The following is a 15,454-nucleotide window of genomic DNA, read 5'->3' as shown; positions in this document are numbered from 1 at the left end:
ACTGCGCACGGCAGTCGCTAACAGGCTGTATCGGATGGACAGGCAGAGGAGCAAAAGGCTCGTCTGCCCCGTTTCCACAGCACGCCATGGCGTACTGATGCCGGAAAAATGCGGGTCTGCGAGTCAGAACGTGAACACGTTCCGGTGTGGCGGGAGAGGCGGGCTTGACACTGCACGGCCTGCGGAGCCGTGCAGTATCTTGCGGTCTCAACGAATGCGCGGGAAGGCTGGCTGGGCGACGGCGCGGACCCGATCCCCGTTATTGACCTGCAGCGCTGCCGCTTCGGCGGCGCTCAACATCAGGGAGGCGGGTTGTCCGGCCGTGGTCGCTGGCAGCACATGGCTTTCCACCCGCATACCACGAAACTCGTTGACCTGAGTATTGCACACCAAATACTCACCCGCTTCTTCACTGGATGCGTCCTGATTCTTTGCATCCTTCACGTCGCCGATTACCACCTGATACAGCGCGGACTCCGCTACGGTGCGGATCATCCGCGCCTGACACTCAATGGTGGGGCCGCCATCAAAGATGTCGATGTAGCCCTGATTGGCGAAGCCTTCGTTTTCCAGCAGGCCGTAGGCAAACAGCGAATCATCATGCGGCACACCCAGCACATCCTGCGCTTCAGCACTGAGCAGCGGCACATAGACCGGATACTGCGGCATCAGCTCGGCGATAAAGGCCTTGTTGGAGACCGAGGTCAGCTGATCCGCACGGCTGAAATCCATGCTGAAAAAATGCCGGCCAAGGCTTTCCCAGAACGGTGAGCGGCCCTGTTCGTCCGTGACCCCGCGAATCTCGGAAAATACCGTCTTGGCAAAGCGCTGGCGATGTTCAGCCAGAAACAGAAAACGTATCAGCGACATCAGCTGCCGCTGTGCTGGCACCTTGTGCTGGCGATCCAGAAACAGCGTCGAGACCAGCGTCGCGCCCGTGTAGTCCTGACACAGGTACAGCGCCGGGATGCGGTTATGGATATGCAGATCACTGGAGGCATGCACCACGACCTGTTCGCGGTAGGAATAGAACGGTGCCCGCATGCCCACGGCGGCTTCCAGCCCGGAGATACCGATGACCGTGCCGGTGTCATGCTCTTCCAGCACAAAGTAGTAGCGCTCGGGGCCGGGCTGCTCCACCTCGCTCTGAAAAGCCTGACGGCTGGCGGCAATCATGCTGCTCAGGGTATCGCGATCCTTGGGCAGGGTGGTGGTGCCTACCGGTGCCTGGGAAGCCAGCTGCTCCAGCGCAGGCAGGTCGGCGTACTGTATGGGACGCACAACATACATAACAAAAAGCTCCTTATCGGCCTGTTCAGCACTGCCCGGCGCAGGGCTGCAGCCAGCTGCGATCTGTGTCAGTGGCCAGACGCAGCAGTATCAGGGCGGTCAGTTTGGACCGTTCGGCCAGGGTATCGACCCGGGCATATTCTTCATGGGAGTGAATCTTGCCCCCGACGATGCCAAGGGTGTCGATATTAGGCAAGCCACAGGCGGCCAGATTGTTGCCATCACAGCAGCCGCCAGTGGGTTTGAATTCCAGTTGCAGGCCCAGCGACTGACCGCATTCGCGCACCAGTTCCGCCAGTTTCAGGTTGGCCGGTGACAGCACCTTGGGTTTGCGGCCAAAGCCGCCGTGCACTTCCAGCGTCAGACCGTCACGGCTGTTGATGTCTGCCTGCAGACGGTGGATATGCTGCCAGCACCAGTCTTCATCTTCCGGCTTCTCCAGACGGATGTTGAACTTCATCACCGCCAGATCAGGGACGATATTGACCGGGCCACCGCCAGTGACATAGCCGGGATTGATGGTCACCCCCGCTCGCTGACCGTTGAGGTCATCCAGCGCGCTGGTGAAGTCGGCCAGTGCACGGATGGCGTTGCGGCCCAGATGATGTTCGCGCCCGGCATGGGCAGCACGGCCTCGCACCACCACACTGAAGTTGCCGCTGCCCTTGCGCTCGCCAGCCAGATTGCCGTCAGCGTAGGCAGGCTCGTACAGCAGGCCAACCTGGGTACGTTCGGCGAAATGAGGGAACAGGGCACTGGAGCCGGGCGAGCCGATCTCTTCATCAGGGTTGAACAGGATGTCCCAGCCCAGCTGCTCAGCCCAGGGGCTGTTCTCGAACGCCTGCAGGGCACGCAGCATCAGCACCAGTCCGCCTTTGAGGTCAGCCACACCGGGGCCGTTGAGGGTGTTGTCATCCAGCCAGCGTACCTGCTGAAAGCTGGAATCCTTGGGAAATACGGTATCCAGATGGCCGCAAAGAAAGACCCGCAACGGCGCCTCGGGGCGTTTGCTGATCTGCAGTGCACGCCCCAGCGGACGTTCGGTCAGCTCACCCTTGTCATTGACGACCTGCTGCGGTGGCAGATCGTGCCAGCTGACGTCGCCACCCAGCCCGGCGGCCAGCTCGGCAAAGGTCTCCGCCACCTGATTGACACCCGCGGTGTGGTAACTGCCGGAGTTGATCTCCGCCACCCGGATTAGATCGGCGACCATCGCCTCCTGCTGCGCGTCAATCCAGTTCAAATAAGGCAAAAAGTCGGCGGAGACGGGCTGAGTCATGGGAGCTCCTGCAAGGGCGGCGGACGGAATGAATCCAGCATTTATACTCTCCCCATCCCACGACAGCTATAACACAGGCGACCGGATTTTCTGTATAACAGGGGGCCGGCCGTGCGACCACGGTCAGCCCCGGAACGTATTTATGCCGATGCATGAACCGCTTTTTTACAGAGGCCGCCAAGGACCATGGTAATACTGCACCAATTTCCCGCCATGCTGGGCTTACCCAACGCCAGCCCCTATTGCCTGAAGGTGGAGACCTTCCTGCGCATGGCCGGTATTCCCTATGAAGTCCGTCATACCCCCTCCTTTCGCGGGCCACGCGGCAAACTGCCCTTTATTCAGCTCGGTGAACAGTCGATCCCTGAGTCAGAAACCATTCTCGATACCCTGCAGCCGATGGCGGCCGCTGATCACCTGCAACCGCTGAGCGAAGAGCAGCGCCTGCAGGGGCATCTGCTGGCGCGGATGGCAGATTACTCACTGGCGTGGATGCTGATGTATGAGCGCTGGCTGGTGCCGGTGACCTGGCCCCGCACCCGCGAAGCCTTCTTCACCAGCGTGCCCTGGCTGATCCGTCCGCTGGTGGCGGCGCTGTTCCAGCACAAGGTCAAACGCGACTGCTGGGGTCATGGGGTGGGACGGTTGATCATGCCGGAGCGGCGCAGCCGGTTGCAGCAGGATCTGCAGTGTGTCAGCGACGTTCTGGGCGACAAGCCCTTCCTATTCGGTGACCGGCCCAGCCGCTACGATGCCAGCTGTTTCGGGGTGATTGCCAATATCGCCCGCGACCCTCTGGGCATTCCCAGCAAGCAGGTGCTGCAGGGCTATCCCAATCTGGTGGCCTGGTCCGAACGGATACTGCGGGACTATTTCAAGTATCCGCTGTAAGTCACGATCAGAGCGGGCGAGGAGTTCAAGTATCCGCTGTAAGTCACGACCAGAGCGGGCGAGGAGTTCAAGTGTCCGCTATAAGTCGCGATCAGGACGGGCGAGGAGGGCGACGGCGGCCACGCAGCCGGGCATGGATCACACCGATGCCGCTGAGGGTCATGGCCGCGCCGACCCACAGCTTCCAGCCCGGTTCTTCACCGTAGAGCAGGATGCCGATAAAGATCGCCATGATCGGTGAGATCATCAGCAGCGGTGTGGTCAGGCTGACCGGATAACGCTGCACCAGATAGTAAACAATGGCATGGCCGGTGAGGGTGGCACCCAGTGCCGAGTAGACCGGTGCGGCCCACTGCCACCAGTGCGCCGAGGTCAGCAGCTGCAGCTGGTGGTGCTCGAACAGCAGCGACAGCGTCCACAGGCAGGGCGTCGCGACCGCAGCAATCCAGGCCTGCAGCTGCCAGATTCCTACCCCCTGCAAGCGCTTCATCCAGATGGTCGCTACCGCCATAAACAGCCCTGCAATACTGACCAGCAACAGCGCCTGCCAGTATTTCAGCACTTCCGGATCAAACCCCACCAGCACCACCCCGGCAAAAGCCAGAAAGGTGCCCATCCAGCGTTGCACGGTCATGAATTCACCCAGCCACAGCCAGGCCATCAGCGTGGCAAAGGGCACGTACAGCTGGGTAGCGATGGCCACACCGCCCACCCCGCCGGCCATGTTGATCCCGAGAAAGATCAGGCTGAAATGCCCGACGCCCAGCAAAGCACCGATCTTGATTATGGTGCTCATCTGGCCGGGAATGATCTTGAGGAAGGGAAACAGCAGCAACAGCACAACGCTGAAGCGCAGGGCCGTGAACATCAGGGGCTCAAACTGTGCAGACCCCTCCTTGCCCGCGACAAAGTTGAAGGCCCAGGCGGTATTAGCAAGCAGGGCCAATGCCCAATCGCGCAACGGCATGATGTAAATCCTGATAAAAAGGTGGCAGTAGCGCAGGCACAGTTAAAGACTGCAGATGACTCGGACAGGGACGTGCTCACGATCGGCTGCACGTCCGCCACAGCATACCAGCGGCACCGCCGGACATGGCAGAAGCATGGCTAATCCGATTCCGCAGAATATCTTATCGACCGCTGAGGACAGGGCATCAGCCATGATGCGACCTGTCACTTTCCTCTCTGACAACCATTTTTTAACAGACTGTTGTGACAATGATGGTCAATAATAACTGAGTGATTGAATCAACCTTTCAGGCAAATAATGGTACAACCTCGTTCCGCAGCGCTGTTGTCAGGGCGCAGCCTCAGATTCGCAATCTGTACAACAGGAGCTAGCACATCATGACGGGTGAGTATGATGTACGCCTGGTGATTCTCTCCATACTGGTGGCCGTCTTCGCCTCTTATACCGCGCTGGATCTGGCCGGACGTCTGGTGTCTGCCTATGAGCGCAAGGCCTATGGCTGGCTGGTGGGAGGCGCACTGGCGATGGGGACCGGCATCTGGTCGATGCACTTTGTCGCCATGCTGGCCTTCAGCCTGCCGATCAGACTGGGTTATGACATCACCATCACCTTTTTCTCCTGGCTGATGGCGGTGATCGCCTCCGGGCTGGCGTTGTTCGTCATTGGCCAGAATACCCTGTCCTGGGGTCGTCTGCTGGCCGCCGGACTGATGATGGGCATTGCCATCTGTGGCATGCATTACACCGGCATGGCAGCGATGCGCATGCAACCGGGTATCGATTACGACCCCTTGCTGTTTGGCGCATCGGCACTGATTGCCTTCGTCGCATCGATGGCAGCAATGTGGATCTGCTTTACCCTGCGGAATGTCCACTCGTTCAGTGGCTCCCTGCAGAAACTCGGTGCCGCGCTGGTGATGGGGCTGGCCATCGCCGGGATGCATTACACCGGCATGGCAGCGGCCCATTTCTCTGCCGAAGCCCTCTGTCTGGCCGCCAGCGATCTGGACAGCACCTGGCTGGCGGTGCTGATTGCCGTCGCCACCTTTGCCCTGCTCGGTATCACGCTGGTGGTGTCGGTACTCGACCAGCGTCTGGAGAGCCGTACCTCACAGCTGGTGCATTCGCTCAGCGAAGCCAACGCCAAGCTGCTGCATCGCAGCCTGCATGACCCGCTGACCAACCTGCCCAACCGCATGCTGCTGGAAGACCGCATCAAGCAAAGCATCTATGTAGCTACCCGCGAGCACAGCAAGTTTGCCCTGGTGTACATGGATCTGGATGGCTTCAAGGCCGTCAATGACAACCTCGGCCATCAGGTGGGGGATGCACTGCTGAAGGAAGTATCACAGCTGGTCGCCGACAATATCCGCTCCTCCGATACCATCGCCCGCGTCGGCGGCGATGAGTTCGTCCTGCTGATCAATGATCTGAAGAACGAACAGGCGGTCATCAGTGTCTGCTCCAAGGTGCTCAGCGTCATCCAGCATATCAGGGGGATCGGCCCGCATCGTTTTGGTATCTCCGCCAGCATGGGCATTGCCATCTGTCCTGATGACGGGGTGGAACCCTCGCGCCTGCTGGCCCATGCTGATACCGCCATGTACCACGTTAAGAGCAGTGGCAAGAATGGCTATCAGTTCTTCCAGGAGCAGATGAATACCGACTTCAGCGAAGAGTTCCAGATCCAGACCGAGCTGCGTGAAGCCATTTCCACCGATGTACTGGAGCTGTATTACCAGCCCAAGCTCAGTACCGACGAGCAACAGCTGGTCGGCGCCGAAGCCCTGCTGCGCTGGAATCACAGCAGCAAGGGGCAGATTTCACCGTCACGCTTTATTCCTATCGCAGAAAAGTTCGGGCTGATTTTCGACCTCGACCAGTGGGTGCTGGAGCACGCCTGCAAATCGATCCGCCACTGGCTGAATCGTGGCCTGCAAGTGCCACCCATCTCCATCAATCTGTCCGCACTGCGCCTGCGTCAGAAGGATCTGGTGGAGCAGGTGGAGCACTGTCTGCAGCACTATCAGCTGGACCCGGCATATCTGGTGTTTGAAATCACCGAGACCGCGGAAATGCAGGATATTCTGCAGGCCATCGAAGTGCTGGCGCGCCTCAACCTGATGGGGATTCACATAGCGCTGGATGATTTCGGTACCGGCTATTCCAGCCTGACCCATCTGAAACTGTTGCCGATGCAACAGCTGAAGATCGACCGCTCCTTTATTTCTGACCTGACCAGCAAGCCCGGGCAGGCGGAGATCGTCGAGTCCATCATCAACCTGGCCCACGCCCTGCAGCTGAAAGTGGTGGCAGAAGGAGTGGAAACTGAGGAACAGCTGGCCCATCTGCAGAAAGTACGCTGCGACGAAGTGCAGGGCTTCCTGCTCAGCAAGCCACTGCCGGAAGAGCGTTTCGTGCAGTTGCTGCGCCAGTACAGCGCCGGATAATGCAGCTCCCGATGATTGAGACACCGGGGCTTGCCTCAATACGTGCCAGATAACCTTGTTCTTCGGGTAACTTGGCGGCTTTATGGGTGCTTTCGTCCGCTTTCTGAGGCACAAATAACCCGCTAATTGATCAACAATGCTGAAGATTGGTCCGAGCAAACCGCCTCGGCCTGAGTGTCATTTACGACACTGACAAACACCGTTTCAACCAACGGCAGCCAGACCCTGTCGTGGCAGAATACGCCAACGCGGTATGCACTGTTGGCGTATTCTGGCGAGACGAACAATGACCACGGTGGCGGCACGGGTGATTCCTCTGTGAATATCTTTCAGCGTTTCTTTCAGCAGCAGGCACTGGCGAGCCTGCTTATCGCTGCGAACCGGCGCTGCATGGACTGCAGCCAGTCCTTCTGCGACCACAGCGGTTATCAGCGGGCACAACTGCTTGACCAGTCCGTCGATGTGCTGTTGAGTGCGACGTCACGCACCCGGCTCACACGCGCGCTCGAACAATGCCACCCCGGCATGACGGCCTTGCCGTCAATGTCTCTGACACTGCGTCTGCAGGATGGCCGTGAGCTGACAACCGTCTGCCAGCTGAGTGCACTGTACGATGAGCAGCAGCGGCTCAGCGCCTGCGTACTGCAATGGCCAGCCCTTACAGCCGCCACGCCACCCGAATTAGCCCTTCCCTTAACTTCAACTACGCTCTGGGATGAACAGCAACGCCATCGGGAAATTGTCGAGCATGCCTCCGATCTGCTGTTTCTGCTGGAAGTGACAGAAGATCAGCGTTTCCGCTATCTGGAAATCAATCAGGCCTTCGAGCTATCTACCGGTATTCATCGTGAACAGCTGCTGGGCGGCTATGTGGGTGACTTTATCGCCGCTTCGGAAGCACTGGTGTGTCTGCAGCAGCTGCATGCCTGCCTGACAGAAGGAATCACCAAAGAAGGCAGGTTTAGCCTGCAGCTACGGACCGGGCGGCGCAGCTATCGCTGGACGCTGGTGCCGGTACGCAACCCTGCCGGGGAAATCTATCGCATCCTTGGTATCGCCCACGACATCACCGAGCAGCAACAGCATGCCCTGAGCGATCAGCTGCAGCTGACTATCTTTGAATCTCTGGCGCAAAGTGCGCCTCTGACGCAGTGCCTGCAACGGGTCGTGCACTACATTGAGCAGGTCTGCCCGGAGCTGCGTGCCAGTGTGATGCTGGCCGACGACAACAACCAGCGTCTGCAGCTGGGACCTTCGCCCAGTCTGCCCGCTGAGTATCAGGCAGCGATCAGCGATATCGCCATTGCCGAGGGCGTGGGGAGCTGCGGCACAGCCGCCTGGCGTGGGGAGGTGTTCAAGGTGGAAGACATTGCCACCCATCCGTATTTTGCCCCGTACCGTCAGCTGGCACTGGCCGCCGGGCTGCGCTCCTGCTGGTCGGAGCCTATTATCAGTCTGGAAGGCAGGGTGCTGGGCGTGCTGGCCATCTATCAGGCCCAGCCGGGTCTGCCCAGCCCGGAGCATCTGGCCCTGATCCACCGTGCCAGTCAGTTTATCGCCATCGCCATCAGCCGCTCCCATGCCGAGCAGGTGCTGCGCGAAAGTGAGCAACGCCATCGCGATGTGTTCAATAACTCGCAGGATGCGCTGTATCTGCTGGAGGTCACCAGCGATCAGCGTTTCCGCTATATCGAAGTCAATCCGGCATTTGAGCGCATGACGTCGTCACTGCCACGGGAACAATTCATTGGCCATACGCCGGAAGACTTCATGCCTGAAGCGATTGCCGCGCAGATTAACGCCATGTACCGGCGCTGTCTGGAGGCCGATTTGGTGACGGAAGAAGAGCTGACCCTGGATGTACCCGATGGCCCTCAGATATTCCACTCCACGCTGGTACCGATCCGTAACTGCAGCGGCGTCATCTATCGCATCGTCGTCATCTCTCGTGATGTGACTGAGCGACGGCGGGCCGAACAGCTGCTGCATCTGCGCGAGCAGGAGTTCCGCGCGCTGGCCGACAACTCACCGGATGCTATTGCTCGCTATGATCATGAAGGACGACGTGTCTACATCAACCCGGTACTAGCACGCGTACTGAACAAGCAAAGTACAGATATTCTCGGCAAGACCTATCAGGAATGGCACATCGAAGGTGCCGACCCCGCCTATGAGCAACACCTGCAGCTCGCCCTCAGCAAAGGAGAGGAATATCGGACAACGATTTTCCATCCTTCCTCGCCCCCCCAGGAACCCTGGCGCTATATCGATTTCCGCTTTGTCCCGGAGCTGGATACCCACGGTCAGGTGGCTTCGGTACTGGCGGTGGGGCGCGATATCACTGCCCTGAAAGAGGCCGAACTGCAACTGCGCGCCCTGGCCGACAACTCACCGGACTATATTGCCCGCTACGACTGCAACGGTCGCATTCTCTACCTCAACCCGGCCCTGCTTGCCTTCCTGCAACTGGATAACCTGACTGTAGCGCTCGGCTATACTCCCAGCGAATTCGATCCCCGGATCACTGCCTTTGTGGTGCTGGAACAGCGCATCATGCACTGTGTCCACAGTGGCCGGCCGGATCAGCTGGAACTGTATCTGCAGCCAGAAGGGGTATGGCATGCCATCCGCGTTGTGCCGGAATGCGATGCCGAAGGTCGGGTCAGCAGCGTGCTGGTGGTAGGCCGCGATATCAGCGAGCACAAGGCGCGTGCCGCGGCGCTGCATGAATCCCAGACCCTGCTCAGAGAACTGGCCGCCCGGCGCGAGGAAGATCTGGAAGCGGAACGCAAACGCATCTCCCGCGAGGTGCACGATGAGCTGGGGCAGCAGCTGACATCCTTACGCATGAATCTCACCCTGCTCAGGCATGAGTTCGGCATGCAGCAGCCCGCGCTCAACAGCCACCTCAACCAGACCTTTGCCCTGGTCGATCAGACCATCCGCTCAGTGCGCAACATTGCCGCCAGCCTGCGCCCGGCCGTGCTCGATATGGGGATTGCCCTGGCACTGGAATGGCTGGCTCAGCGCTTTACCGAAGACAGCGGTCTGTACTGCAAGCTGCAGCTCGATGACCGGGTCACGCTGGATGAGGCGCGTGCCATCGTGGTATTCCGCGTGGTGCAGGAGTCACTGACCAATATCGCCCGCCATGCAGATGCCTGTACGGTGTCCATCCGCCTGCGCCGTCAGGGGGCACTCTATAAGCTGCGGATTGAAGACGACGGCAAGGGTTTTGATACCCGCTCGCCGCGTGCACGGCGCTCTTTCGGGTTGATTGGTATGCAGGAGCGCGCCCTGATGCTGGGTGGCTCAATGCATCTGCACAGCCAGCTGCAGCAGGGCACGCGCATTGAACTGCATATTCCGGTGGAGGCACACAGCGAGCCGGTCGAGGCTCTGGGTTCCTGAAAACGGTAATCCCAGAAACCATCAAGCCCGCAGCAGCGGGCTTGAGGTGAGGCGTGCGCACCGCTCAGGATCAGGTGCGCAATGGCGCAGTTACTCCAGCCACTCGGTATGGAATACCCCTTCCTTATCAATGCGCTTGTACGTGTGAGCACCGAAGTAGTCACGCTGCGCCTGAATCAGGTTGGCGGGCAGAACTGCTGAGCGATAACTGTCGTAGTAGGCAATGGCAGCAGACAGGGTCGGTACCGGGATACCGTTCTGCACCGCATAGGCCACCACATCACGCAGTGCCTGCTGATATTCATCAGCGGCCTGTTTGAAGTAAGGCGCCAGCAGCAGGTTGGCCAGCTCAGCATTGTCGCGGTAGGCATCGGTGATCTTCTGCAGGAACTGCGCACGGATGATGCAGCCTGCGCGGAAGATACGGGCAATTTCGCCGTAGTTCAGTGACCAGTCATGCTCATCGGAGACCGCACGCAGCTGGGCAAAGCCCTGTGCGTAAGACACGATCTTGCCCAGATACAGCGCACGACGCACCTTCTCGACAAATGCGGCCTTGTCACCGGCAGGCTGTGCCTGCGGGCCACTGAGCACCTTTGATGCGGCCACGCGCTGATCTTTCAGTGCAGACAGATAACGCGCAAACACCGACTCGGTAATCAGACTCAACGGCTCGCCCAGATCCAGCGCGCTCTGGCTGGTCCACTTGCCGGTGCCCTTGTTGCCCGCAGCATCCAGGATCACATCAACCAGATACTGGCCGTCTTCATCCTGCTTGTTGAAGATGTTGGCGGTGATTTCGATCAGGTAGCTGCTCAGTTCACCCTGGTTCCAGTCAGCAAAGGTGCTGGCCAGTTCGGCATTGCTGAGGTTCAGTGACTGTTTCAGCACCGCGTAGGCTTCAGCGATCAGCTGCATGTCACCGTATTCGATGCCGTTATGCACCATCTTCACGTAATGACCGGCACCATTAGGGCCGATGTAAGCCACACAGGGCTCGCCGTCTTCGGCTCGTGCAGCGATTTCACGCAGAATCGGCGCCACCAGTTCGTAGGCTTCCTGCTGTCCGCCGGGCATGATGGACGGGCCCTTGAGAGCGCCTTCCTCACCGCCGGAGACGCCGGTGCCGATAAAATTGAAGCCTTCGGCAGACAGTTCCTTGTTACGACGGATGGTATCGGTGAACAGGGTGTTACCGCCGTCGATCAGGATGTCGCCCTTGTCCAGATAGGGCTTGAGGGCCTCGATGGTTTTGTCGGTGGCTTCACCGGCCTGCACCATCAGCAGAATGCGCCGTGGTGATTCCAGCGAGGCAACGAAGTCTTCAACGCTGTAGTAGGGCACCAGCTGCTTGCCGGGATTGTCAGCGATCACTTCGTCGGTTTTATCCGCCGAACGGTTATAGATGGAAACGCTATAACCCCGGCTTTCGATGTTAAGGGCCAGATTGCGCCCCATCACCGCCATACCGATCACACCGATTTGTTGCTTGGACATGTAAATTTTCCTATCTATCACCCGGCTGACCGAGCTCTGAGTACTCAGCCTGCCAGCTAAAGGGGGAATGCTGTATCAACCGTCGAGTCAGATACCGTGCACAGCCGCCGGTGCCACACGCTGCTACCTGTGGGCAGCAACGTGGTCACAACACCCGCGACGGAAATGAGCCACTCCCTCAGCTCTTGCCTGTTTTCTTTGCTTTCAGCTTGCCGGGGCGGCGTTTGGCACGCTTGACCGGCGTGGCGGTCTTGGTCGCCTTGGCGTTCTTCTTCACTTTGGGCTTGCGTGGCTTGGGCTTGAGCTTACGCTTGGGCTCCAGACCCGGCAGGCTGATCCAGGGGATCACCACGCCCTGATAGCGTTCCATCCGGCCGAGCAGGTGCAGGTCGTTACTGTCCACCAGACTCCAGGCCACTCCCTCACTGCCAGCCACGCGTCCGGCACGGCCAATACGATGTACGTAGTCATCGGCACCTACCGGCAGGTTGTAGTTGATCACGTGGGTAATGGTGTCGATATCCAGACCGCGCGAAGCGATATCTGTCGCGACCAGCACACGGGTACGCCCACGACGGAAGCGGCTGAGCACATCGCTGCGGCCGCCCTGATTGAGATCGCCATGCAACCCGTCGCTGTACAGCCCACCCTGACGCAGTACCAGCTGGGCAATGCTGTCCACCTGTTTGCGGGTGGCCACGAAGACCACGGCCTGATTGATGGATTTGTCCTTCAGCAACGCCAGCAGCAGCGCCTGCTTGTGCTCTTCGTTATCCGCCTGCAGGGCAAACTGACGCAGGTGCGTGGGCGCATCACTGCTACTGAGAATGACTTCCACTGGCTCGTTCAGCACGGCTTCGGCAAAGTCTTCCAGCTCACGGTTGTCGAGGGTGGCAGAGCACAGCCAGGTCTGCGGCTTGTGGCCAATACGTTCGATCAGCTCAGCCAGCAGTTTGACGAAGCCCATTTCCACCATGCGATCGGCTTCATCCAGCACCACTGCCTGCAGGGCATGCAGTTCCACTTCGCCCTGCAGCACCAGCTCAAGCAGACGGCCGGGGGTGGCAATCAGGATTTCCGGGCATTCCTGCAGCTGACGCACCTGTTCACCGATGGGCACACCGCCCACCAGCAGGGTCGCGCGCATTTCGACGAAGGGCAGCAGTGAGGCAATCACCTTGAGTACCTGATTACCCAGCTCACGAGTGGGTACCAGCACCAGTGCCCGTGGCGCCTGAGGATCAAGCGCCTGCTGATCCATCAGTCGCTGCAGCAACGGCAGGCAGTAGGCCAGGGTCTTGCCGGTGCCGGTGTGGGCACAGATCAGCAGGTCTTCGCCTTCCAGACCATGAGGAATGGCGATGCCCTGCACTTCGGTCGGTGTCGTCAGGCCCAGCTGTTCAACAGCCGCCACCAGTGCCGGTTCCAGATCCAGCTCATCAAAGCTCTCGAAGGCCAGCGGCTGCTCATCAGCGTCCTCAGCCCGTTCATCATCCGGCAGGGCCGCTCCCAGCTCGGCCAGGTGCAGATCATCTTCGCCGCTGTCATCGGCCAGCTGCGCAATACTGTCCAGTTCCGCAGCAGACAGGCTTTCATCACCGTCCTGCGTTACCACCGGCAGAGGAGGCAGACCATGCTGGTCGCTGGAGGTGGGTTTCTTCTTGCTCATGAAATACCTGTCGACATCATCATTAAAAATTCATTTTTCAGCGGCACTGCACAACGGGGGTCATGCATGCCTTGTGCGTACATTGTCAGGCTTTGCTCGCCAGCAACGTCTGACGCAACGCCTCTATCACCGGCGCCGTCTGCGGGCGTACACCACGCCACAGGGCAAAGGCTTCCGCTGCCTGCTCCACCAGCATGCCCAGGCCATCCTGACCACGCTCTGCACCCAGCCGTTCAGCCCAGTGCAGAAAGGGGGTGGGCTCAGCACCGTACATCATGTCATAGACAGCGGTGGTGGAGGCGATCACGGTGGCGGGCAGCGGTGGCAGTTCACCCTGCAGGCTGGCTGAGGTGCCGTTGATGATCAGATCAAAGGGCTGGTCACCGACGTCGGTAAAACCACAGCCACGAATCTGGCTGTCCTGCTCAGCCGCCGTCCGGGCAAACACATCGGCCAGCGCCTCAGCCCTGGCAGCGGTGCGGTTGGCCACCACCACCTCACGGGGGCGGGCCTGCAACAGCGGTTGCAATACGCCACGTACAGCCCCGCCAGCACCCAGTACCAGCACCCGCTTAGCAGTGACCTGCCAGCCCAGGTTGACCAGAATATCCTGCATCATGCCGATGCCATCGGTATTGTCGCAGCACACCTCGCCATCACGCAGATATAGGGTGTTGGCGGCGCCCGCCAGTGCCACGCGGGGGCTCAGTACCTGACACAGCGCCGGGGCCTGTTCCTTGAAAGGCACAGTGACATTCATGCCCAGACAACCTTCCTGCCACAGCTGTTGTACCTGTCCGGCGAAGTCATCCAGCGGACACAGGCGCGTGGCGTACTGCAATGACTGGGCGGTGGCCTCGGCAAAGGTGGTATGGATAAAGGGTGACTTGCTGTGGGAGACCGGGTTGCCCAGCAGGAAATAACGATCAGTCGACATCAGCGGCCCTCCAGCCAGTCACGATGGGGCAGAAAATCGGTATACAGGCGTGCTTCTTCACTGTCCGGCTCAGGCTGCCAGTTGTAGCCCCAGTTCACTTCCGGCGGCAGCGACATGAGGATGGACTCAGTGCGGCCACCTGACTGCAGGCCAAACAGCGTGCCGCGGTCATAGACCAGATTGAATTCAACATAGCGGCCACGGCGGAATTTCTGGAACGTCTTCTGCTGTTCAGCATAGGCCAGCCCACGACGGCGCTCGACGATGGGCAGGTAAGCCTGCAGGTAGGCATCACCCACCGCCTGCATGAAGGCAAAGCTCTGGTCGAAACCCAGTTCATTGAAGTCATCGAAGAACAAACCGCCGACACCCCGGGCCTCGTTACGGTGCTTGAGGAAAAAGTACTCGTCACACCAGTGCTTGAAGCGCGGATAGATATCCTCGCCGAACGGCTGACAGGCGGCACGGGCAACCTGATGCCAGTGCACGCAGTCTTCGCTGAAGCCGTAGTAGGGGGTCAGGTCAAAACCGCCACCAAACCACCATACCGGCTCGGCATCGGGCTTGCGGGCGATAAAGAAGCGTACGTTGGCATGAGAGGTGGGAATGTAGGGGTTGTCGGGATGCATCACCAGCGAGACGCCCATGGCCTCGAAGCTGCGTCCGGCCATTTCCGGACGGTGAGCAGAAGCCGACGGCGGCAGGTTGTCCCCCATCACATGGGAGAAGTTCACCCCGCCTTTCTCAAAGACCTGTCCTCCCGACATGACCCGGGTACGGCCACCACCACCTGCGGGCCGCTCCCAGCTTTCCTCGATAAACTGCGCCTGACCGTCTGCCTGCTCCAGGGCATCACAGATACGCTGCTGCAGATTCAGCAGATAGGTTTTCACCTTCTGGCTGTCAGGCAGGGATGCAGAACCGGGCAGGGACATGTTTTTCCTCCGTCAGGGGTCGTCACAGGGACTGTCGGGATGAGGGTCGGCTATTGTACCTGCTCAGGCGCACTGTCGCTCGATTTTCATCCATTGCGGCTGGTTAGCTGTGATTTCTCATTAGG

The 15,454-nt window shown here is 59.6% G+C and carries 10 protein-coding genes; 3 read left to right on the top strand and 7 right to left on the bottom strand.

The annotated features are described in order from the left end of the window. Window positions 1-207: 207 nt before the first annotated feature. Together astA and WH50_RS19110 are read right to left on the bottom strand one after the other, a co-directional pair. Entirely contained in the window at window positions 208-1,290 is a 1,083-nt protein-coding gene (astA, locus tag WH50_RS19115; RefSeq protein ID WP_110188898.1) for an arginine N-succinyltransferase, read from the bottom strand. Window positions 1,291-1,315: 25 nt separating this feature from the next. Continuing rightward, complete coding sequence (locus WH50_RS19110; protein ID WP_110188897.1) at window positions 1,316-2,569, bottom strand: hydrolase; 1,254 nt, start codon at window positions 2,567-2,569, stop codon at window positions 1,316-1,318. Between the two features lie 186 nt (window positions 2,570-2,755). On the opposite strand from WH50_RS19110, the gene WH50_RS19105 reads away from it, so the two are divergent. Beyond that, window positions 2,756-3,460 carry a glutathione S-transferase family protein gene (locus tag WH50_RS19105; protein WP_110188896.1) on the top strand — a complete coding sequence of 235 codons (705 nt, stop codon included), beginning with the start codon at window positions 2,756-2,758 and terminating at the stop codon, window positions 3,458-3,460. 91 nt (window positions 3,461-3,551) lie between these two features. Here WH50_RS19105 and WH50_RS19100 read toward each other — a convergent pair whose 3' ends face one another. Then, entirely contained in the window at window positions 3,552-4,427 is an 876-nt protein-coding gene (locus WH50_RS19100) for a DMT family transporter (RefSeq protein ID WP_110188895.1), read from the bottom strand. Between the two features lie 380 nt (window positions 4,428-4,807). Here WH50_RS19100 and WH50_RS19095 point away from each other — a divergent pair, with 380 nt between their 5' ends. Together WH50_RS19095 and WH50_RS19090 are read left to right on the top strand one after the other, a co-directional pair. Then, window positions 4,808-6,880 carry a putative bifunctional diguanylate cyclase/phosphodiesterase gene (locus WH50_RS19095; protein WP_207780394.1) on the top strand — a complete coding sequence of 691 codons (2,073 nt, stop codon included), beginning with the start codon at window positions 4,808-4,810 and terminating at the stop codon, window positions 6,878-6,880. 318 nt (window positions 6,881-7,198) lie between these two features. Beyond that, entirely contained in the window at window positions 7,199-10,291 is a 3,093-nt protein-coding gene (locus tag WH50_RS19090; protein ID WP_165838484.1) for a PAS domain-containing protein, read from the top strand. Between the two features lie 90 nt (window positions 10,292-10,381). On the opposite strand, the gene gndA is transcribed toward WH50_RS19090, so the two are convergent. The 4 genes from gndA to hemF all read right to left on the bottom strand — a co-directional run bounded on the left by gndA (window position 10,382) and on the right by hemF (window position 15,329). Next, window positions 10,382-11,788 carry an NADP-dependent phosphogluconate dehydrogenase gene (gene gndA / locus WH50_RS19085; protein ID WP_104152915.1) on the bottom strand — a complete coding sequence of 469 codons (1,407 nt, stop codon included), beginning with the start codon at window positions 11,786-11,788 and terminating at the stop codon, window positions 10,382-10,384. A gap of 178 nt (window positions 11,789-11,966) precedes the next feature. Continuing rightward, window positions 11,967-13,457, bottom strand: a complete 1,491-nt coding sequence (locus WH50_RS19080; RefSeq protein WP_110188892.1) for a DEAD/DEAH box helicase — start codon at window positions 13,455-13,457, stop codon at window positions 11,967-11,969. An 85-nt stretch (window positions 13,458-13,542) separates the two neighbouring features. Then, window positions 13,543-14,394, bottom strand: coding sequence for a shikimate dehydrogenase (aroE, locus tag WH50_RS19075; protein WP_110188891.1), 852 nt, complete (start codon window positions 14,392-14,394; stop codon window positions 13,543-13,545). Then, window positions 14,394-15,329 carry an oxygen-dependent coproporphyrinogen oxidase gene (gene hemF, locus WH50_RS19070; RefSeq protein ID WP_110188890.1) on the bottom strand — a complete coding sequence of 312 codons (936 nt, stop codon included), beginning with the start codon at window positions 15,327-15,329 and terminating at the stop codon, window positions 14,394-14,396. Before hemF ends, aroE begins: the two co-directional genes overlap by 1 nt. Window positions 15,330-15,454 lie beyond the last annotated feature (125 nt).

The organism is Pokkaliibacter plantistimulans (assembly GCF_003194385.1).
In the GTDB taxonomy this organism is placed as follows: Bacteria; Pseudomonadota; Gammaproteobacteria; order Pseudomonadales; family Balneatricaceae; genus Pokkaliibacter; species Pokkaliibacter plantistimulans.
The sequence above is the reverse complement of the archived record's forward strand: the minus strand, read 5'-3'. Positions and strand labels throughout refer to the sequence as shown.

Coding starts and splice junctions, on each gene's coding strand:
- astA (WP_110188898.1), bottom strand. CDS start 1,290: ATGTATGTTGTGCGTCCCATACAGTACGCCGACCTGCCTGCGCTGGAG.
- WH50_RS19110 (WP_110188897.1), bottom strand. CDS start 2,569: ATGACTCAGCCCGTCTCCGCCGACTTTTTGCCTTATTTGAACTGGATT.
- WH50_RS19105 (WP_110188896.1), top strand. CDS start 2,756: ATGGTAATACTGCACCAATTTCCCGCCATGCTGGGCTTACCCAACGCC.
- WH50_RS19100 (WP_110188895.1), bottom strand. CDS start 4,427: ATGCCGTTGCGCGATTGGGCATTGGCCCTGCTTGCTAATACCGCCTGG.
- WH50_RS19095 (WP_207780394.1), top strand. CDS start 4,808: ATGACGGGTGAGTATGATGTACGCCTGGTGATTCTCTCCATACTGGTG.
- gndA (WP_104152915.1), bottom strand. CDS start 11,788: ATGTCCAAGCAACAAATCGGTGTGATCGGTATGGCGGTGATGGGGCGC.
- WH50_RS19080 (WP_110188892.1), bottom strand. CDS start 13,457: ATGAGCAAGAAGAAACCCACCTCCAGCGACCAGCATGGTCTGCCTCCT.
- aroE (WP_110188891.1), bottom strand. CDS start 14,394: ATGTCGACTGATCGTTATTTCCTGCTGGGCAACCCGGTCTCCCACAGC.
- hemF (WP_110188890.1), bottom strand. CDS start 15,329: ATGTCCCTGCCCGGTTCTGCATCCCTGCCTGACAGCCAGAAGGTGAAA.